The organism is Rhizobium sp. G21 (assembly GCF_014158035.1).
In the GTDB taxonomy this organism is placed as follows: Bacteria; Pseudomonadota; Alphaproteobacteria; order Rhizobiales; family Rhizobiaceae; genus Rhizobium_E.
On the sequence record NZ_JACFXW010000001.1, the window covers coordinates 1,439,484 to 1,457,234 of the forward strand.

The following is a 17,751-nucleotide window of genomic DNA, read 5'->3' on the forward strand; positions in this document are numbered from 1 at the left end:
AGCGCCCTATAGTGGCGCGCGAAAGAATCCCGCATAACAATGGAGAGACGCCCATGACCATCGCCATCGGAGACAAGATCCCCTCCGTCAAGCTCAAGGAAAAGACCGCCGACGGCGCAGCCGACATCGACAGCGCCGAGTTCGCCGCGGGGCGCACGGTGGTCATCTTCGCCGTGCCCGGCGCCTTTACCCCCACCTGCTCGCTCAACCATCTGCCGGGCTTTCTCGACAAGCGCGACGAAATCCTCTCCAAGGGCGTCGACGAGATCGCCGTCGTGTCCGTCAACGACCACTATGTGATGGGAACCTGGGCGAAGAGCTCCGGCGGCGACGGCAAGATCCGCTTCTTCGCCGACGGCAACGGCGATTTCGCCAAGGCCGTGGGTCTCGACATAGACCTCTCCGGCGGCGGCCTTGGCTTGCGCTCCAAGCGCTATTCCATGCTGGTGAAAGAAGGCGTGGTGACGCAGCTCAATGTCGAAGCCACTCCCGGCACGGCCGACACCTCGGGCGCGGAAACGCTGCTCGGCCAGCTCTGATATCCGGCGCGGCGCCTTCGCCCGCGTTGGCGCCGCCCCAATCATCGATGCCTCGGCCACTGCTCCAAGATTGTAGTTGACAAGGAAACTTATTCACGATAGTTTCCTAGTCAACAAATGAGGGCTGCGGCATGGTGTCGACATTGACGGATCACACCGGTTACTGGCTGCGCATGTCGTCCAACGCGGTGTCCCACGGTTTTGCCCAGGCGCTGCAGAGCGAGGATGTGACGGTGGCGGAGTGGTGCCTTTTGCGCACGCTCTACGACCACGATAGGCTCTCTCCCTCCGCGCTTGCGGACGCCATGGGCATGACCAAAGGCGCCATCAGCAAGCTTGCAGAGAGGCTGCTGGCGAAGGATCTGGTTGCGCGCCTCGACAATCCCGACGATCGCCGCGCCCACAGCCTGTCGCTGACGGCGACGGGACGAGCGAAGACGCCGCGACTGGCGGCCCTGGCCGACCACAACGACGCCGCGTTTTTCAGCGTGCTGTCCGATGACGAACAGGCCACGCTTCTCGCACTTCTCAAGGCGCTCGCGCAACGGCGCGGCCTCACGGCGCCGCCGACCGTCTGACCGCCTCCTCCAACATCCATGAAAAGGACGCCGCCATGCATGCGGACCGCATCGCTATCGCCGAAACCTGCCTGAAAGGCGCCGAAACCGGCGCGATGAGTTTTCCCGAGATCATCGGCGCCTTGGCCGGGGCCGGCTTCGAAGCCTATCTGGTCGATTATCGCGCCGGTCGCCAGACTTTCTATACCCCGGACGGCGGCAAGGTATCGCTCGATCTTCATGCCGGCGCCTGCGCCGTCGCCGCCGCATTCGACACGACGGCGATGGCGCAACTGATCCGCTGGGCGCAGGCAGGGGGCGCCGATTACAGCTATCTGGCCTTCAGCGAAAAAGCCAAGGCCGCCGGCTGCGCCTTCTACCTCGCCTCGATCATCGGGCGCCGGGTCGTTTATTTCGGCCGCTCGGGCGACATGCATGTGGAGCATTTCCCGCAATAGGCCCTTCCGGATCAGGGCCTGCGCCAGGATGCGCGGGTCGCCTCATACCAGACCTCGCCCTGCTCGGCGCCGGGGATCGGATGAGGCCAGCGCGGATGTTCCGTTCGGGCGTGTCGAAGGCCGATCTTTTCCATCACCCGGCGCGACGCGTGATTGACCGCCATGGTCGAGGCCGTGATCGTGTCGTATCCAGCCTCCCGAAAGCCCCAATCGACAAGTGCGACCGCTCCTTCCGAAGCGAGCCCCCGGCCCCAGGCGTCGCGCCGCAGCCGATAACCGAGCTCCGCCCGCCTTTCATCGTCCGGCCACAGGCAGAACCAGCCGACGAATGCGCCGTCCGCGGCCATCCGCCCGGTCCAGACATGGGGCTCCGTTCCGCGTGGCATCAGATAATCGGCGTCCGGATCGACACGTTCGGGATCGAGATCACGCCCGCCATTGAGAAAGCGCATCACCTCGGGATCGCGCTCCAACGCGATGAAATCATCCCGATCCTGCGGCTCTGAGGGCGACAGCATCATGCGCGAGGTGTGAAGACGGGTCATGTGGGCTCACGCGTCGAGGAATAGACCCATTATGGCCTACAGAGCGCCTGTCGCAAGCCCCGAGACGACGTCACCTGTCCCAGGTGATCAGGATCAGCGCCACGAACATCGACGGCACGGCGGCGAGCGCCGGGATGATGATGGCGGGGTAACCGAAGGCCAGGATGGCCAGCAGCCAGCAGGCGATGAGATTGACGATGAACAAAAGTTTCGTCGCCGCCGGCCCGCGCATAGCTTCGCGCAGCGCCCAGCCGAAAACCGGGATGTTGTACACCAGCGTCGTCATCTCTCTCTCCTTGTGTTGTTAGAGCTTGCAGGAGTTGATAATTGACAGATGGAGCTTAACGGAGAAGACGCGGCGCCGCAGGGCGGATTGCCGCAGGGGCGACGACGTCCTCGTCTTGTCTTCCCGCGCGCCGGGTCGCGCCCCCTGCCCGCTGCGCGGCTCGCAAGAGCGAAACGCTTTCTTAGCCATTCCCACGCCGCATTCCCGTGACATGCAGGCCTCGCCGGTCGCTTTCGACCGCCATTCCGCACATTCCCAATCAGATCGAGGCGACGTTTAGAGTTTGCTTACCATAATTGTTCATTCTGACCCGGTTCGGTCGGGTCGCGGCGGCACAGGCTCCGTGCGTCCCGAAGTGTGTAACGACCCGTCGAGGGCGGCTTCGTCGTCGCGTCGGGTCACGAGTTTCGGGTAAGTGTAGCCATGGCGTCTGTGAGTAAGTCCGCGCGTTCCGCGGCAAAGTCCGATCGAAGCCCTGTCCTCCTGCTCGCGGCGAGCGTCGTGGTGTTGGGCGGCCTGGTGGCCGGGTCGGTCTGGGGAGTGGCGTCCATGGTCGGCGCCATGCACGATGCGCGCCGGACATTGGCCGAAGGACCGAACACGTTTCTTCCATCCCCTCGCCCGGTTCAGGTCGCCGCAGCCGAGGCATCGGCCGGCGAACGCCGGGTGAAGATCGCCAAATTTTCGAGCCTGTCGGCATTCGCCGGCCTGCCGCTCGACCAGACGCAGATGGCGTCCGCCGCCGACCGGCTCGCCCATCAGCGCCAGATCGACACTCAGCTCGCGCTCGCCGAGCAGAAGAAGAAGGCCGAACAGGCCAGGATCGCGGCGGCGGAAAAAGCCAAGGCGACCGCGCTCGCGGCGGCGACGACCGAGACGCCCTCCATGGCGGCGGCGATGCTGGAAGATACGACGAAAACCGACACGCAGCCCTTCAACCTGGTGCTGGCGAAGCCCGGGATGGACGAGGAGACGGCGCTGCCCCGCGAAGTTCCGCTGCCGGAAACCAAGCCTCTGATCGAGACAGCCTCGATCGAGCGCAAGCCTGCCGAGGACAAGCCCACCGCACCCAGAACACGCGACGACCGGCAGGACAGCGCGCGCGAAAAACCCAAGCGCTCGCTGTTCAGCGATCTCTTCGGCGGCGGCGCGGCCGAACGCGGCTGGCCGGGCAAGAACACCAAGGTGGCGATCTACGACGTCTCCAACGCCACCGTCTACATGCCCGACGGTACCAAGCTGCGCGCCCATTCCGGCATCGGCCGCATGCGCGACAATCCGCGCTTCGAACATGTGAAGATGAACGGCCCGACGCCCGCCGGCATCTATCGCCTGTCGATGCGCGAACAGCGCTTCTATGGCGTCGAAGCCATCCGCATGACCTCGATCGACGGCCGCCATCCGAAGAACCGCACCGGGCTTCTCACCCACACCAATCTGCTGCGCGGCCAGATCGGCTCGCATGGCTGCGTCGCTTTCAGGAATTACGAACCGTTCCTGCGCGCCTTCAAGCGCGGCCAGATCAACATGATGGTGGTTGTGCCGGAACTGCCGTCGTCGCGCAACCAGCTGGCGGCGCTTTACCGCAAGGCGGGGGCGTAAGCGCTCGGGGTGGCCGCTCACACTCGACAAATCTCGGCGATGGGCTTTATCCTCCGTCGGACGCGGGCAAGCGACGTCCGACTGGAGGCGAAAACGACCCATGCTGATCGGATCCTGTCATTGCGGAAAAGCCGGCTTCAGGCTGAGAGGCGACCCCGGCTCGATCACCGCCTGCAACTGCACGCTCTGCCGCCGTTACGGCGCACTCTGGGCCTATGACTACGAGGGCGAACGCATCGCCGTCACCGGCGAGACGGCGTCCTACACGCGCGTGGACCGCACTGAACCCAGCCTCGAAATCCTGTTCTGCCCATCTTGCGCCTGCGTGGTGAGCTGGCGAGGTCTCAGACTTCAAGCCGACGGTCGCAGGCGAATCGCGGTGAATGTCAGGCTCGCGCCGCCGGAAGAGGTCGCCGATCTGGCGATCGATCATTTCGACGGGCTGGACAGTTGGGACGATCTGCCCTCGCAGGGCAAATGCGTGCGGGATTTGTGGTTTTAGATGTCTTGAGCGACCATCGCTTGCCACGCTTTCGCAGACACCGACATCCGTTTCTGTGCAGTCCTGGATTTTATGCGAAAAGTCGGGCGCGTGAACGAATGATTTTCCTTCGCGCAGTCCGCAAAAACTGAAAGCGTCATCTTTAGGAAGCTCTAATTCAACTCGTCGCCTCGCGAAACTTTTGTCGAAACAATACGTTCCTGTGTCGGACCCGCTTTTGCGCAGCAGGCCCATGCCCTGAAGCCTTAGCAGGAATTTTCATGTCTCAGTCCGTGAAGCTTGTTTCCATAGGGACCGCGGTCCCTCCGTACGCCATCGCTCAACAAGACGTCGCATATGCCGCCCATCGGGCGTTCTCCTCCAGATATGCTGACTTCGACCGCCTCGCGAAAGTGTTCGAGAGCTCGGGAATACGCAGACGATATGCGGTCCGCCCTCTCGACTGGTATTTCAAAACGCCGGGCTGGCCGGACAGAAACGAGGCTTTCATCGACGGAGCAGGCGCTCTCTTCGTTTCCGCCGCGGAAAAGGCCTTGCAGGATGCAGGCCTGTCGGCGGCAGATGTCGATACGATCGTTACTGTAACGTCAACCGGTATCGCGACGCCGAGCCTCGAAGCACAGATCAGCGCGACAATCGGATTTCGCGCCGATGCCGAACGCGTTCCTGTGTTCGGTCTCGGCTGCGCGGGCGGGGTTTCCGGCTTCTCGATCGCAAGCCGGCTCGCCGCATCGCGCCCGGGAACGGTGGTTCTGCTGGTGGCCGTCGAGACCTGCACGCTGGCTTTCCGCATCGACAAGCTGACAAAAGCGAATATCGTCGCCACCGCGCTGTTTGGCGACGGAGCTGCAGCCTGCGTATTGCGCGCGACTGACGGCGGTATTGCCGAAGTGGAGATGAGCGGCCAGCATACCTGGCCCAACACTTTGGACATCATGGGCTGGAGCGTAGACCCCGAGGGGCTCGGCGTGATTTTTGATCGGGCCATTCCGCCGTTCGCCGCCGACAATATCGCGCCGGCCATGTCGACCATCCTGGGACGATCAGGCCTGACATCCGGCGACGTCGATCGATTTGCCTGCCATCCCGGCGGCGCGAAGGTCATCGACGCGCTGGAATCGGCGCTGCAACTGGGTCAGGGAAGCCTCAATCATGAGCGTGACGTCCTGTCCGATTACGGCAACATGTCCTCGCCGACAGCCCTGTTCGTTCTGGATCGCCTGATTGCGTCCGGCCTTCCAAACCGCACCATGCTCACCGCGATGGGTCCGGGTTTCACACTCAGCGGCGTGTCGCTGAAGGCGGCGGCATGATCTGGTCCATTCTGCTCTTGACCGCGGTGACGCTGGAACGGCTGGGAGAACTCGTGCTCGCACGACGCAACACCCGAGCCCTTCTCGCAAAAGGCGGGCGCGAGGTTGGGGCTGCGCACTATTCGACGATCGTATCGTTGCATGCCGCTTGGCTGATTGGACTGTGGCTCTTTGCCTGGAACGCCCCGCTCGAGACGGGCTGGGTGGTCGTTTTCGCAGGCCTTCAGGTTTTGCGGTTCTGGACACTGTCTACGCTCGGACGGCGCTGGACGACGCGGATCATCGTTGTGCCCGGCGAGACGCTGGTCACGACGGGTCCCTACCGTTTCTTGCGCCATCCGAATTACGTCGTGGTGATCGGCGAGATCGCAGTTCTTCCACTCTGCTTTGACATGCCGATTTATGCGCTGGTCTTCACGCTCGTCAACGCGCTCGTCCTCACGATACGCATCAGGGCGGAAAACGCAGCCCTGTCGGGATCATCACATGCACAGCAGCCCTGACTTTCAGCAGACGACCTCGCCCCTGCTGATCTGGACAGGGTTCATGGCGATGTGCGTCGGGATGTTCATGGCGATCCTGGATGTTCAGGTGGTCGCGACCTCGCTTCCAACCATCCAGTCGGCGCTCGACATCGGTCCCGACCAGATGAGCTGGATTCAGACGGCCTATCTCATCGCCGAAGTGGTGGCGATACCCCTCACCGGCTTTCTGACCCGTTTTCTGACCATGCGGTGGCTGTTCGTCATCTCACTGACGGTTTTCGTCATAGCGTCGGCCGGCTGCGCCGTAAGCGGAAGCTTCACCGAACTGGTGTCTTGGCGGGTGCTGCAGGGTTTTTCAGGCGGAACCTTGATCCCATCCGTGTTTTCGGCCGTTTTCGTGTTGTTCCCGAAGGAGCGGCAGGCCATCGCTACGACGATCGCCGGCGTTCTCGCCGTCCTTGCCCCCACCGTTGGGCCGATCGTGGGTGGTTGGTTGACGGAGACTTACTCGTGGCATTGGCTTTTTCTGATCAATGTCATTCCCGGCGTTGTCGCAGCCGTGATCGCGGTGGTCTCGCTCCCTCGTGAAAAGCTCGACTTCGGCGAACTTCGCCAGCTTGACATCGTTTCTCTGCTTCTGATGGCGGTAAGCCTTGCTTGCCTCGAATTGGCCCTTAAAGAGGCCCCCACCAACGGATGGACATCGCTTCCGATCACCGGTCTTTTTGCCTGTCGGCATTCTGCGGCGCAGCCTTTGTCTGGAAGACTCTGCTGTGCGCGCCTCCGCTGGTGGAGCTCCGAAATTTTCGTGATCGCAATTTCCTGATCGGTTCCGTCCTGAGTTTCGTTCTGGGGATCGGACTGTTCGGCTCGGTTTATCTGATGCCGGTTTTCCTCGCATTCGTCCGGGGCCACAATGCGCTGGAGATCGGCGCAACCATGCTGGTCACCGGCGTCGCGCAGTTGGTGACTGCGCCGATTGCGGTGGCGCTGGAAAAACGCCTCGACGCGCGGCTGCTGTCCACGATCGGTTTCTCGATGTTTGCGGTCGGCATCGCCATGAGCGCCTTCCAGGATCCGCGGTCCGACTATGACGCGATGTTCTGGCCGCAGATCGTGCGCGGCGTCGCCATCATGTTCTGCCTGCTGCCGCCGACACGACTGGCGTTGGGAACGCTGGCGCCGTCCAAGGTTCCTGACGCCAGTGGTCTTTTCAATCTGATGCGCAATCTGGGCGGCGCCATCGGCATCGCAATGATCGATACGATCATCTACACCCGCTCCGAACCCCTCGGTGAAGCGCTGCTCGAGAAGCTGAAAGCCGGAGACACGGATACGGCAAACTTCATCGGCATACCGCTCGATGTCATGGCGGCCAACAAAGGCGCAGTCGACAGTGCTGCGATGGAGATGCTGGAGCCGCTGCTGCAGACCGCCGCGACCGTGCAGGCCCTTAACGAAGCCTGGATGGTGGTTGCCGCGTTGACAGCCTGCGCGATCATCTGTGTGCCGTTCGCCAGGCGCGTGGCGCCGTCCGAGTAGTTGAGCCGCTCGGCCGGGCCGCCTCGCCGGGCGGAGCCATCAAAAAGGCGGGAGCGCCCCCGCTCCCGCCTTCGACCGCCTCTGTATGACCAAAGACGCCCCGTGTTACATGCCGGCCTTCATCTGCACGGCCCAGAACATCGTCTCGCCCGAGGAGTCGTCGACGCCGTCATTGTCGGTCACCGCGAAGGGCTTGCCCGAGGCGTCGAAGGCGAAACCTTCGAGCTTGTCAAGCACATAGCCGTTGGCGGTCTTGAGGTCGGGCAGGAAGTCGTGGACTTCTTCCTTGGCGACCACCGGCAGTTCGCCGCCGAGCTTGGCAGGCTTCAGCTGGTCGAGCGAGACGCGATAAAGCTTCTTGATCTTGGCCTTGTCGCCGATCTGGTTGTCGCGTTCGACGATATAGGCGAAGCCGTCATGGAAGGTGAGTTCCGACAGGCCGACCCAGCCGTCTTCGGCCTTGTCGAGCGGGTAGCGCACCGCGCCCCATTCTTTGCTCGAAGGCTTGTAGGAGACGAGCTTGACGTGGGCCTTGTCGTCGTCCTTCCAGGGGCGCTGCACGGCCATCCAGAGCACGGTGTCGTCGCCCTTGCCGGAGATGGCGACGCCTTCGAAGCCGAAGCGGGTCTCGTTGGCGGTCAGTTCCGCCGGCAGCGCGATCTCGTCCTTGATCTCGCCCTTCTTGTTGACGTGATAGAGCGCATGCGGCAGCAGCTTGTCGCTGTTGCCTTCGGAGGCCAGCCAGAACCAGCCTTCTTCATCCACCGCGATGCCTTCGATGTCGAGCTTCTGGGCGTTGTCGCCATTGCGCTTGACCACCATGCGGTCGACGATCTCGGCCGGGCTCTTGGTCGCGTCGATGGTGAAGATCGACGGCTGGTTGCCGTAGAAGCTGTCATTGACCGCATAGAGCATGCCGGGCTTTTCCGGCACGGCGGCGAGGCCCGAAAGCGCGCCCCAGCCGATCACGTCGCCGTCCTTGTCCTTGGAGACGATCTGCGGATAGGCAGGCTTGCCGTCCTGCAGTTCATAGAGCATGACATGGCTGCGCGCGCCGCCGTCTTCGACGAGGTCGAGCTCATTGGCGGTGGCGAGCAGCTTGCGGCCGGCAATGGCGACTGCGCCTTCCGGCGAAATGCCCGAGGGCAGCAGCTGGACGAATTCAGGCTCGGCGCCGGTGTCCCTGTAGACGGCGACCAGCGAGGCGCGCTCGGCCAGCACGAAGATGTATTTGACGCCGTCGATGGTGGCGACTTCGAGGCCTTCCGGCTCGACGCCTTTCTTGCCGGCGCGCTTTTCCGGATAGTGGCCGACGCGGGCGGCTTCGAGCTCGAGCGCATTGCCCGAGTCGAACAGCACCTTGCCCTTGGTGTCGAAGATGGTGAAGCTGCGGCTGCCGCCTTCCCAATCGCCTTCATTGGCGACCACGAGACGGTCATTGTCCAGCCACTTCACGGCGTCCGGCTCGCGCTTGACGTCTTCCACCTTGCCGGTGAAATCGAGCTTGCCATTGGTCTTGGCGTCGGTGTTTTCGACCGTGGTCGAGCCGGCGGAGAAGTGGTTGACGATCGAGCCGGTCTTGCCGTCGACGATGACGATGTGGTTGTTTTCCTGCAGCGTCAGGGCGATCTGGCCGGCGTCGTTGATGGCGACGAATTCGGGCTCGGGATCCTCAGGCGCGATCGCGGCCAGGCCGGTCATGGCGACATGCTTGAGGCCGGCGCAATCGGCGGCTCCGTCCTTGATCGGCACGATCACGAGATCGCCGGCGGGCGCCTGCGGCAAGGCGCCGTCATTGACGTCTTCGTCGCGCTCGTTCTCGATGGCGATGGCGAGGAAGGATTTGTCCTTGGAAAGCGCGATGGAATCGGGCTGGCCGCCGAGATCGCAGGTCGAGGTGACCTTCTTGGCCGCCATGTCGATGGTTTCGAGCTTGCCGGCCGGCTTGGACTTGCTCTCGCCGGTGTTGACGGCGACCAGCGCGGTCTGGCCGAGAATGGTGACCGAGGTCGGTTCGCCGTCGAGCATGACCGAACCCAAAGCCTTCGGCGCCTTGGCGTCGGTGATGTCGATCATGCCCACGGCCTTGAGCGGGCTGGAGGTGTAGACGAGCGTCTTGCCGTCTTCGGTCGCTGCGATAATTTCCGCCGAGGTCTGGGCCTTGGCGTCCTGGTCGGCCGGCGTGTTGGACGCGACCGGGAAGGCGGCGACGCGATTGAAGGCGGATTCGGCGAGTGCGCCCTGCGCCACGGAGGCGAGCAGCAGGGACAGAAAGGCTGCCTGCGACAAACGGTTGGCCATGAAATATCTCCCTCTTGTATCGAATACTGTTCCGTCACATGCGGCATGGACATGACACGCGGATGACAGAGGGAGCCGTGCGGCGTCGGTCGTCCGAAACGAACATCAAGGCCGTCGCGCGACGATCGTCCGTGGAGGTCGCCTCCCCGAACATTGCTTCGAGATGGAAAGTGAGTTACGTACATCAGAAATTGCGGAAGAGGGAGAAGAGGATCATGGACGGCTATACCCCAAAACCGGAGCATCGCATCGCGGACGAGGCGTCACTGCGAAAGCTGTTTGCTCCGACGCATGATCTGGCGATTCAAAAATGCCGCGCCTCGCTCAGCGAGCATGCCCAGGCGTTCATCAGGCGCTCGCCGTTTCTCTGCATCGGCACGCAGAGCGCCGATGGGCGGGCGGATGTGAGCCCGCGGGGCGATCCCGCCGGTTTCGTACAGATCCTCGATGAACGGACGCTGGCGATCCCGGATCGGCCGGGCAACAACCGTCTGGACACGCTGGTCAACATCGTCGCCAATCCCACGGTCGGCTTGTTGTTCATCATTCCCGGCTTCGACGATACGCTGCGGATCAACGGCCAGGCGATCGTCGTCGACGACCCCGATCTTCTTGCCGGCATGGCGATCCAGGACAAGGCGCCCAAGGTGGCCATCGTGGTGACCGTCACCGAAGTGTTCATGCATTGCGCCAAGGCGTTCAGGCGTTCGCATCTGTGGGATCCGGATCATTTCCAGGACCGGTCGAGCATGCCGTCGCTGGTCAAGATCATCCTGGACGACACCACCGGCGCGCCCGAGGACGCCAAGGAGATGCGCGCGCTCGACGAAGCGCTGGAGCAGGGTTACCAGAACGCATGTATTGACTCATGCGCGCCGTGCGGGCTGCATCGATGGCCCGCATGGCCGATGAGGCTCCCGTGACCTCAGAAGCTGACCCGCGCCATCGTGGCGCGATGATCGGCGGGCCAGGGGGTGACGACGATATCGGCTTCGGGCTTCTTCTCGCCGACGACGCCGGCCTCGAGCACCTTGAGACCCTTGGCGCGGCCGAGGGTATAGTCGATGCGATCGTGATGATCGTCCTTGGCAGTCGGCTCCGACGTGGGCGTCCAGGTGAAGGCGGGCTTGGCGGCGACGTCCGGCCAGGCCGCCCGGAAGAGATCGGTGAAGCCCCAGCTTTCGATCCGCTCGGCCGAGGGATAGGTCACGGCCATCGGCTGCAACCCGGCTTTCACGGCGGCTTCGGTCCAGTCGTGATGGGACGGCTCGTTGAAGTCGCCGAACACGAAGGCGGCGTCGGCGCCGTCTGCGGCCTTCATGTCCTGTTCCAGCAGATCGAGCGCGGGTCCGCGTGTGGCCGTGGCGGCGGCAATCGCCTCCTCGGCCGTCTTGAGGAAGGGCGCAGCGCCGTATTCGATATTGAGCAACTGATAGGGCTGGTACGGGTAGTCGGTCAGGTGAATGTTGTAGGCCATGATCCGCTTGCCTTCGATCACGATCTCGACGCCCAGATCGTTTTTCGTGGCCTTGCCGATCGGGTAGCGCGACAGGATGGCGTTGGCCCAGATCGCGGGATTATTCGCCGACTGGTCGTAATAATAATAGCCGAGCGCCTTGGCGATATCGGCGGCGACCGACTTGCCGGTCGGGACGCAGTTCTCGGCCGTGCAGGGGTCGGGCTCGGGCTTTGTTTCCTGAATGCCGATAATGTCGGGATCGACGGCCTTGATTGCGGCGACGGTCTCGTCGATCGGCTTGCCGGCATTGACGCCGCCGCCCCAGATATTGAAGCTCATGACCGTCAGCTCCATCGCCGAGGCGGAGAGAGGCCATGCCGAGAGCGCCGCAACGACAGCCGCGGACAGGGTGATGTTCATGAGGAGCCTCCGAGCAGCGGCGGTCCCACCGCCCAGTTCAACGTCTTGTACCGCGCCAAGATAACATCAAGACGACAGCGATCGGCAACCAATCATTAAGCATATGCCGGAAACAAATTCGATGTTTTAGATTCACATCATACTTTTCGACGTAAGTGAAGCGGACCTCGTTTCGCTACGGACGCCATGATCACCATTCTCGACTGCCTCATCAACGAACATGACCTGCGCCTCGTCGTGGTGGCCGCGCTCATCTGCATGGCCGGCAGTTGGACGGCGATCCGGCTCTATCGACGCGGCAAGGATGGCGAGGGCGCTGAGCGGTTCGGGTGGCTGTTTCTGGGCGCCACAGCGGCGGGGTCTTCGATCTGGTGCACTCATTTCATCGCCATGCTGGCCTATGAGGTGCCGACGGGTGTGAGCTTCAATCCGGTGGTGACGGTGATTTCGCTGCTGGTGGCGATCGTCGGCGGCTTTGCCGGTCTCGTGATCGCCGGAGCCCTGCCCCTGCGCTTCGCCCCAACTGTCGGCGGCGCCGTCTTCGGACTCTCCATCGCCGCAATGCACTATATCGGCATGAACGCTTATGTCGTGGACGGCGTGATCGATTGGGATCTGGGTTTGACATCGGTCTCCATCGGCTTGTCCGCTTTGCTGTCTTCGATCTCCGTCCACATCGCCAGCCGCGACCGGCGGATGACCAGCAAGAGCATCGCGGTGGCTCTGATGGCCACAGGCGTGGTGCTGCTGCATTTCACCGGCATGGCCGCCTTTCGGATCACGCCGCTGTCGATCGGCGTTCACTACAGCGATCCGACCGCCATGCAGGGCATGGCGATCTCGGTGGCCATGGTGGGACTGATCGTGCTTGGAGCGGCCTTCGCCAGCTATCTCATAGACGGCCAGACACAGGCGCGCTCGCTCGGCGAACTCAGGCGCATGGCGCTCAGCGATGTGCTGACGGGCTTGTCCAACCGTGCGCATTTCACCGAAGAGCTCGAGGCGAGAGCGCGCCGGAGCCGCAAGACCGGGCAACGCTTCACGCTCGCCGCCATCGATCTCGATCGGTTCAAGGAAATCAACGACATGCGCGGCCACGCGGCCGGCGACCGCACGCTCGTCACCATCGCCGAGCGCATGGACGCTTTCAAAGCGGAGGGCGCCCATGTATTCCGCATCGGCGGCGACGAATTCATCGCCCTGGTGGACGACGCCTCCAGGGAGGCTGCCGCGGCGCTTCTGGCGCGGTTGCGCGAAGCCGTGATCGCTCCTTTCGTGATCGACGGCTATGAGCTCAGCGTCGGCGCCAGCATCGGCGCGGCGCGCTTTCCGGACGATGCTGCGGACGTGGAGCAGTTGCAGCGCAACGCCGACCTCGCGCTCTATCGCGCCAAGGCGGATCCCTCAGACAAGATCTGTTTCTTCGACACCGAAATGGACGAAGCGGCGCGGCTGAAGCGCGAATTGGCGATCGATCTCAGGCGCGCCATCGAGAATGACGAGCTCAGGTTGCATTATCAGGTGCAGACCTCGGTCTCTTCGGGCCTCGTCGCAGGATTCGAGGCGCTGCTGCGCTGGACGCACCCGACACGCGGCCGCATTCCGCCGTCCGATTTCATTCCGCTGGCCGAGGAAAACGGCTTGATCCTGCCGCTTGGCGAATGGGCGCTGAAGACAGCCTGCCGCGAATGCGCGCATTTTCGCAAGCCGCTCAAGGTCGCGGTCAACCTGTCGCCAGTGCAGTTCCTGCATCCGGATCTTCCGGGTATGGTGGCCGCGACGCTGGCGGAGACCGGCATGCGCCCGGAATGTCTGGAGCTCGAGCTGACGGAATCGGCGATCATCGCCGACAAGGCGCGCACGCTGGCGACGCTCAAGAAGATCCGGGCGCTGGGCGTGACCATCGCGCTCGATGATTTCGGCACCGGCTATTCATCGCTCGAAACGCTGCGGAGCTTCCCTTTCGACAAGATCAAGCTCGACCGGTCCTTCATGAACGAACTCGAGAGCAATCATCAGGCGCGCTCGATCATCCGGGCGGTTCTGGCGCTCGGCCGCAGCCTCGACATCCCCGTGCTGGCCGAGGGGATCGAGACGCGCGACCAGCTGGAAATCCTGCATGAAGAGGGATGCGACACGGCGCAAGGCTATCTGCTCGGCCGCCCCGCCCCGTTCGAGGAGATCAATCTGCTGACCGACCACGCGGTGCACACGCTGCGCAACACGCTGTGGGAACTGCGCGCCAAGCCCGGCCTGCCGCGCAGCCTGGCGGTGTGATCAGCGCTTCTTGAACGGCTCCATGCCCTTGCGGGCCAGTTCGTCGGCGCGCTCGTTTTCGGGATGGCCGGCATGGCCCTTGACCCAGTGCCACTTGACCTTGTGGCGCTGGTTGGCGGCGTCGAGCGCCTGCCAGAGCTCGCCATTCTTGACCGGCTTCTTGTCGGCGGTCTTCCAGCCGTTCTTCTTCCAGCCGAAGATCCATTTGGAAATGCCGTCCATGACATATTTGCTGTCGGTGTGCAGATCCACCTCGCAGGCGTCCTTGAGCGCCGTCAGCGCCGAAATCGCCGCCAGAAGCTCCATGCGGTTGTTGGTGGTCTCGGCCTCGCCGCCGAAGAGTTCCTTCTCGGCCTCGCCATAGCGCAGCACCGCGCCCCAGCCGCCCGGGCCCGGATTGCCGGAGCAGGCGCCGTCCGTATAGATCTCGACACGCTTCATCAGTCTGCTTTCACTTCCAGGCCATATTCGCGGGCGTGCGCCACCTTCTGATGGAAGCGCAGCTTGCGCAGATATTCCTTCGGATCCTTTTTGGTGACCATCGCGCCCGCAGGCGTCATGATCCAGTCATAGAGACGGGTGAGGAAGAAGCGCAGCGCCGAGCCGCGCGCCAGGATCGGCAGCGCCTCTACCTCGCCCGCAGACAGCGGCCGCACGGATTGGTAGCCGGCGATCATCTCCATGCCCTTGGTGAGATTGAAGGAGCAATCCTTCTCGAAGCACCAGGCATTGATGCAAACGGCGAGATCGTAGACCAGATAGTCGTTGCAGGCGAAATAGAAATCGATCAGGCCCGAGAGCCTGTCGTTCAGGAAGAAGACATTGTCCGGGAAGAGATCGGCGTGAATGACGCCGGACGGCAAATCTTTTGGCCAATGCGCTTCGAGAAAATCGAGCTCCGCCGGAATTTCCGCCGTCAATCCCTCCTCCACAGCGTCCGCGCCATCGACCGATTTGTCCCAGAGCGGCCGCCAGCCGGACACCGACAGCGCATTCTCGCGGCGGATCTGAAACCCCTCGCCGGCCAGATGCATGCGGGCGAGCGCCTCGCCGACATCCCGGCAATGCCGCGCCTCGGGCTTTCTCAGCCACATGCCTTCGAGGAAGGAGATCAGCGCGGCCGGACGGCCCGCCAATTCCCCAGTTGCGCGCCGTCCTTGCGCGGCACCGGCAGCGGGCAGGACAGGCCGCGATCGGCGAGATGCTGCATAAGGCCGAGAAAGAACGGCAGGTCGTTGCGATCCACCCGCTTCTCATAGAGCGTCAGAATATAGGGCGCCTTGGTGGTGTGCAGTAGGAAATTGGAATTCTCGACGCCTTCGGCGATGCCCTTATAGGACATCAGCTCGCCCGCATCATACTGGGTGAGGAAGGACTTGAGTTCGTCCTCGGAAATATCGGTGTAGACGGCCACGGCGGCGTTCCCATGCTGAAGGCTCGGATGCCGCACGCATAGCGCGGGCGTGGGATGATCGCCAGTCCCGCTGCGACACGGGGCACAGGTTTTCGGGGGCGGCCACGCGCTTGATCGACGGCGCCTTGTCAATGTACGTCGAGTGTGCGCACAATGCATGGAGTAAAGGAGCTCAGATATGCGCGGCTTTCCCAATATCGCCGATGACGTCGACGAACCTAATGATGCACGCATGAATTTCCGCACCAAGGCGCGGATCAAGGCGACGATCCAGCGCGCCGCAGCCCTATCCGGGGTGGACGACACCGCGTTTACAATCAACGCCGCCTACAAATCCGCACTGGAGACGATTGCGGCGCATGAGCGGACTTTGCTCCAGCCCGCGGATCATGCCGCTTTTTTGACGCTTTGGATAATCCGCCAGCCCCGACGCCTCAGCTTAGGCAGGCCTTTGATCGCTATCGGAAAACAGTGATTTCGCGCTGATGGCTCAACTCGAAGAGCCTTCGCTTGTCATTGAGCCGCTCGACCCGGCTCGGCATGATCGGGACGGTTTTTCAAGCGGCGTGATGCAGGTTGACAACTTCCTCAAGAAAACGGCCAACAAGCTTTCTCAGGCAGACAATCTCCGGACTTACGTGATGACGGAGGATGGCCAGACCATCACCGGCTTTTACGCGATCAACAGCCACGCAATCGACTATCACGACCTCCCCACCCGCTACGCGCGGACGCGACCGGGTCATGGCATGATCCCTGCGGCCTTCATATCCATGATCGGGCGAGACCAGCGCTACTACGGCAAAGGTTATGGCGGCATTCTCTTGATGGATTGTCTCGTGCGATTGACTCGGGTCGCGGACCAGATCGGCACCGCCATGGTCATGCTCGACGTCCTCGACTGCGGCGATCTCGAACGGACAACGCGGCGGATGGAGCTTTACCGCAGTTACGGCTTCATGCCGCTTTCGGCACAGCCCCTACGCATGTATCTGCCGATTGCGACGGTGCGATCGATGCTGGGATCCGGCTAATTCTTACCCGTTCACCCAGGCCATATCCTCATGCGTGAGTTCGATATGGCGGATTTCACGGTTGACGGGGAAGTGTTCGTTTTCCTCGGCCATTTCGGCGAGTTCCACCGTGGCGTCGTAGCGCTCGCGGAAGGCTTCGATGATTTCGTTGACGATCACTTCGGGCGCCGAGGCGCCGGCGGAAAGGCCGACGGTGGTGAGCGGCCCATAGGCTGCCCAGTCGATTTCGCTGGCGCGCTGGACGAGCGCCGCGTGGCGGGCGCCGGATTTCAGCGCCACTTCCACCAGACGCTTGGAATTGGACGAGTTGGGGGCGCCGACGATGAGGAACAGGTCGCAATCGGGCGCCGCCATCTTCACGGCGTCCTGGCGGTTGGTCGTGGCGTAGCAGATGGAATCGGCGGCCGGGTCCTGCAGATTGGGGAAGCGTTCCTTGAGCTTGGCGATGACGCCTTCGGTGTCGTCGACCGACAACGTGGTCTGGGTGACGTAGCCGAGATTGTCGGGATCGACAGGCTGATATTTTTCCGCGTCCTCGACCGTGTCGACCAGCGACACCGCGCCTTCCGGCAATTGGCCCATCGTGCCGATGACTTCGGGGTGGCCCTCATGGCCGATCAGGATGACGTGGCGGCCGAGGCGGCGATGGCGGAGCGCCTGCTTGTGAACCTTCGACACCAGCGGACAGGTGGCGTCGAGATAGAAAAGATTGCGCGCCCTCGCATCCGCCGGCACCGATTTCGGCACGCCATGGGCGGAAAACACCACCGGCTGGGCGCGATGCTCCTCGGGGATCTCGTCGAGTTCCTCGACAAAGATTGCGCCCTTGGCCTCTAGTCCCTCCACCACATAGCGATTGTGGACGATCTCGTGGCGGACATAGACGGGCTTGCCATAGGCCTTGAGCGCCAGCACCACGATCTGGATCGCGCGGTCGACGCCGGCGCAGAAGCCGCGCGGAGCGCAGAGGCGGATGGTGAGCGGCGTCTTGGTCATGTCGGGGCGTGCCTTAGAAAT

The 17,751-nt window shown here is 62.9% G+C and carries 16 protein-coding genes and 3 pseudogenes; 12 read left to right on the plus strand and 7 right to left on the minus strand.

What is annotated here, in order from left to right:
• The first annotated feature begins 53 nt into the window (after window positions 1–53).
• From H2O14_RS07390 to H2O14_RS07400, 3 genes are all read left to right on the plus strand, one after another.
• Entirely contained in the window at window positions 54–539 is a 486-nt protein-coding gene (locus tag H2O14_RS07390; protein WP_182827131.1) for a peroxiredoxin, read from the plus strand.
• A gap of 131 nt (window positions 540–670) precedes the next feature.
• Window positions 671–1,117 carry a MarR family winged helix-turn-helix transcriptional regulator gene (locus H2O14_RS07395; protein ID WP_182827132.1) on the plus strand — a complete coding sequence of 149 codons (447 nt, stop codon included), beginning with the start codon at window positions 671–673 and terminating at the stop codon, window positions 1,115–1,117.
• Window positions 1,118–1,152: 35 nt separating this feature from the next.
• On the plus strand, window positions 1,153–1,554 hold the full coding sequence (locus tag H2O14_RS07400; protein ID WP_182827133.1) for a DUF1398 family protein: 402 nt from the start codon (window positions 1,153–1,155) through the stop codon (window positions 1,552–1,554).
• Window positions 1,555–1,565: 11 nt separating this feature from the next.
• Here the strand turns inward: H2O14_RS07400 and H2O14_RS07405 are convergent, their stop codons facing one another.
• Both H2O14_RS07405 and H2O14_RS07410 read right to left on the minus strand, forming a co-directional pair.
• Window positions 1,566–2,099: a GNAT family N-acetyltransferase gene (locus H2O14_RS07405; protein WP_182827134.1), complete on the minus strand. Its 534-nt coding sequence runs from the start codon at window positions 2,097–2,099 to the stop codon at window positions 1,566–1,568.
• Between the two features lie 70 nt (window positions 2,100–2,169).
• Window positions 2,170–2,385, minus strand: coding sequence for a hypothetical protein (locus H2O14_RS07410; RefSeq protein ID WP_182827135.1), 216 nt, complete (start codon window positions 2,383–2,385; stop codon window positions 2,170–2,172).
• 501 nt (window positions 2,386–2,886) lie between these two features.
• Between H2O14_RS07410 and H2O14_RS07415 the strand changes: the two genes are divergently transcribed.
• From H2O14_RS07415 to H2O14_RS07435, 5 genes and pseudogenes are all read left to right on the plus strand, one after another.
• A complete protein-coding gene (locus H2O14_RS07415; RefSeq protein ID WP_312858564.1) occupies window positions 2,887–3,987 on the plus strand; it encodes a DUF2778 domain-containing protein in 1,101 nt (366 codons plus the stop codon).
• A 100-nt stretch (window positions 3,988–4,087) separates the two neighbouring features.
• The gene (locus H2O14_RS07420; RefSeq protein ID WP_182827137.1) at window positions 4,088–4,489 is read left to right on the plus strand and encodes a GFA family protein; all 402 of its coding nucleotides are present in this window, start codon (window positions 4,088–4,090) and stop codon (window positions 4,487–4,489) included.
• A gap of 260 nt (window positions 4,490–4,749) precedes the next feature.
• Entirely contained in the window at window positions 4,750–5,802 is a 1,053-nt protein-coding gene (locus tag H2O14_RS07425) for a type III polyketide synthase (RefSeq protein WP_182827138.1), read from the plus strand.
• Window positions 5,799–6,305, plus strand: coding sequence for an isoprenylcysteine carboxyl methyltransferase family protein (locus H2O14_RS07430; RefSeq protein WP_182827139.1), 507 nt, complete (start codon window positions 5,799–5,801; stop codon window positions 6,303–6,305). The genes H2O14_RS07425 and H2O14_RS07430 overlap by 4 nt, the downstream gene beginning before the upstream one ends.
• Window positions 6,289–7,829: pseudogene (locus H2O14_RS07435) on the plus strand (DHA2 family efflux MFS transporter permease subunit). The gene H2O14_RS07430 and the pseudogene H2O14_RS07435 overlap by 17 nt, the downstream one beginning before the upstream one ends.
• A gap of 105 nt (window positions 7,830–7,934) precedes the next feature.
• On the opposite strand, the gene H2O14_RS07440 reads toward H2O14_RS07435, so the two are convergent.
• Window positions 7,935–10,130: an esterase-like activity of phytase family protein gene (locus tag H2O14_RS07440; RefSeq protein ID WP_182827140.1), complete on the minus strand. Its 2,196-nt coding sequence runs from the start codon at window positions 10,128–10,130 to the stop codon at window positions 7,935–7,937.
• A gap of 215 nt (window positions 10,131–10,345) precedes the next feature.
• Here H2O14_RS07440 and H2O14_RS07445 point away from each other — a divergent pair, with 215 nt between their 5' ends.
• Window positions 10,346–11,053, plus strand: a complete 708-nt coding sequence (locus H2O14_RS07445) for a pyridoxamine 5'-phosphate oxidase family protein (RefSeq protein ID WP_182827141.1) — start codon at window positions 10,346–10,348, stop codon at window positions 11,051–11,053.
• 2 nt (window positions 11,054–11,055) lie between these two features.
• Here the strand turns inward: H2O14_RS07445 and H2O14_RS07450 are convergent, their stop codons facing one another.
• The gene (locus H2O14_RS07450; RefSeq protein WP_182827142.1) at window positions 11,056–12,009 is read right to left on the minus strand and encodes an endonuclease/exonuclease/phosphatase family protein; all 954 of its coding nucleotides are present in this window, start codon (window positions 12,007–12,009) and stop codon (window positions 11,056–11,058) included.
• A 186-nt stretch (window positions 12,010–12,195) separates the two neighbouring features.
• Between H2O14_RS07450 and H2O14_RS07455 the strand changes: the two genes are divergently transcribed.
• Window positions 12,196–14,286 carry a bifunctional diguanylate cyclase/phosphodiesterase gene (locus H2O14_RS07455; protein WP_182827143.1) on the plus strand — a complete coding sequence of 697 codons (2,091 nt, stop codon included), beginning with the start codon at window positions 12,196–12,198 and terminating at the stop codon, window positions 14,284–14,286.
• Here H2O14_RS07455 and rnhA read toward each other — a convergent pair whose 3' ends face one another.
• Both rnhA and H2O14_RS07465 read right to left on the minus strand, forming a co-directional pair.
• Window positions 14,287–14,727, minus strand: a complete 441-nt coding sequence (gene rnhA / locus H2O14_RS07460; RefSeq protein ID WP_182827144.1) for a ribonuclease HI — start codon at window positions 14,725–14,727, stop codon at window positions 14,287–14,289.
• Window positions 14,727–15,700, minus strand: a pseudogene (locus H2O14_RS07465) (homoserine kinase). Before H2O14_RS07465 ends, rnhA begins: the two are co-directional and overlap by 1 nt.
• Before the next feature lie 178 nt (window positions 15,701–15,878).
• Between H2O14_RS07465 and H2O14_RS07470 the strand changes: the two are divergent.
• Both H2O14_RS07470 and H2O14_RS07475 read left to right on the plus strand, forming a co-directional pair.
• Window positions 15,879–16,186, plus strand: a pseudogene (locus H2O14_RS07470) (DUF1778 domain-containing protein).
• 83 nt (window positions 16,187–16,269) lie between these two features.
• A complete protein-coding gene (locus H2O14_RS07475) occupies window positions 16,270–16,734 on the plus strand; it encodes a GNAT family N-acetyltransferase (RefSeq protein ID WP_312858565.1) in 465 nt (154 codons plus the stop codon).
• Between the two features lie 3 nt (window positions 16,735–16,737).
• Here H2O14_RS07475 and ispH read toward each other — a convergent pair whose 3' ends face one another.
• On the minus strand, window positions 16,738–17,730 hold the full coding sequence (ispH, locus tag H2O14_RS07480) for a 4-hydroxy-3-methylbut-2-enyl diphosphate reductase (protein ID WP_182827146.1): 993 nt from the start codon (window positions 17,728–17,730) through the stop codon (window positions 16,738–16,740).
• Window positions 17,731–17,751 lie beyond the last annotated feature (21 nt).

What these genes read in the sequence shown, in the direction of transcription:
- H2O14_RS07420 (WP_182827137.1), top strand. Translation starts at nt 4,088, where the DNA reads ATGCTGATCGGATCCTGTCATTGCGGAAAAGCCGGCTTCAGGCTGAGA.
- H2O14_RS07445 (WP_182827141.1), top strand. Translation starts at nt 10,346, where the DNA reads ATGGACGGCTATACCCCAAAACCGGAGCATCGCATCGCGGACGAGGCG.
- H2O14_RS07440 (WP_182827140.1), bottom strand. Translation starts at nt 10,130, where the DNA reads ATGGCCAACCGTTTGTCGCAGGCAGCCTTTCTGTCCCTGCTGCTCGCC.
- rnhA (WP_182827144.1), bottom strand. Translation starts at nt 14,727, where the DNA reads ATGAAGCGTGTCGAGATCTATACGGACGGCGCCTGCTCCGGCAATCCG.
- H2O14_RS07390 (WP_182827131.1), top strand. Translation starts at nt 54, where the DNA reads ATGACCATCGCCATCGGAGACAAGATCCCCTCCGTCAAGCTCAAGGAA.
- H2O14_RS07405 (WP_182827134.1), bottom strand. Translation starts at nt 2,099, where the DNA reads ATGACCCGTCTTCACACCTCGCGCATGATGCTGTCGCCCTCAGAGCCG.
- ispH (WP_182827146.1), bottom strand. Translation starts at nt 17,730, where the DNA reads ATGACCAAGACGCCGCTCACCATCCGCCTCTGCGCTCCGCGCGGCTTC.
- H2O14_RS07475 (WP_312858565.1), top strand. Translation starts at nt 16,270, where the DNA reads ATGCAGGTTGACAACTTCCTCAAGAAAACGGCCAACAAGCTTTCTCAG.
- H2O14_RS07430 (WP_182827139.1), top strand. Translation starts at nt 5,799, where the DNA reads ATGATCTGGTCCATTCTGCTCTTGACCGCGGTGACGCTGGAACGGCTG.
- H2O14_RS07395 (WP_182827132.1), top strand. Translation starts at nt 671, where the DNA reads ATGGTGTCGACATTGACGGATCACACCGGTTACTGGCTGCGCATGTCG.
- H2O14_RS07450 (WP_182827142.1), bottom strand. Translation starts at nt 12,009, where the DNA reads ATGAACATCACCCTGTCCGCGGCTGTCGTTGCGGCGCTCTCGGCATGG.
- H2O14_RS07410 (WP_182827135.1), bottom strand. Translation starts at nt 2,385, where the DNA reads ATGACGACGCTGGTGTACAACATCCCGGTTTTCGGCTGGGCGCTGCGC.
- H2O14_RS07425 (WP_182827138.1), top strand. Translation starts at nt 4,750, where the DNA reads ATGTCTCAGTCCGTGAAGCTTGTTTCCATAGGGACCGCGGTCCCTCCG.
- H2O14_RS07455 (WP_182827143.1), top strand. Translation starts at nt 12,196, where the DNA reads ATGATCACCATTCTCGACTGCCTCATCAACGAACATGACCTGCGCCTC.
- H2O14_RS07400 (WP_182827133.1), top strand. Translation starts at nt 1,153, where the DNA reads ATGCATGCGGACCGCATCGCTATCGCCGAAACCTGCCTGAAAGGCGCC.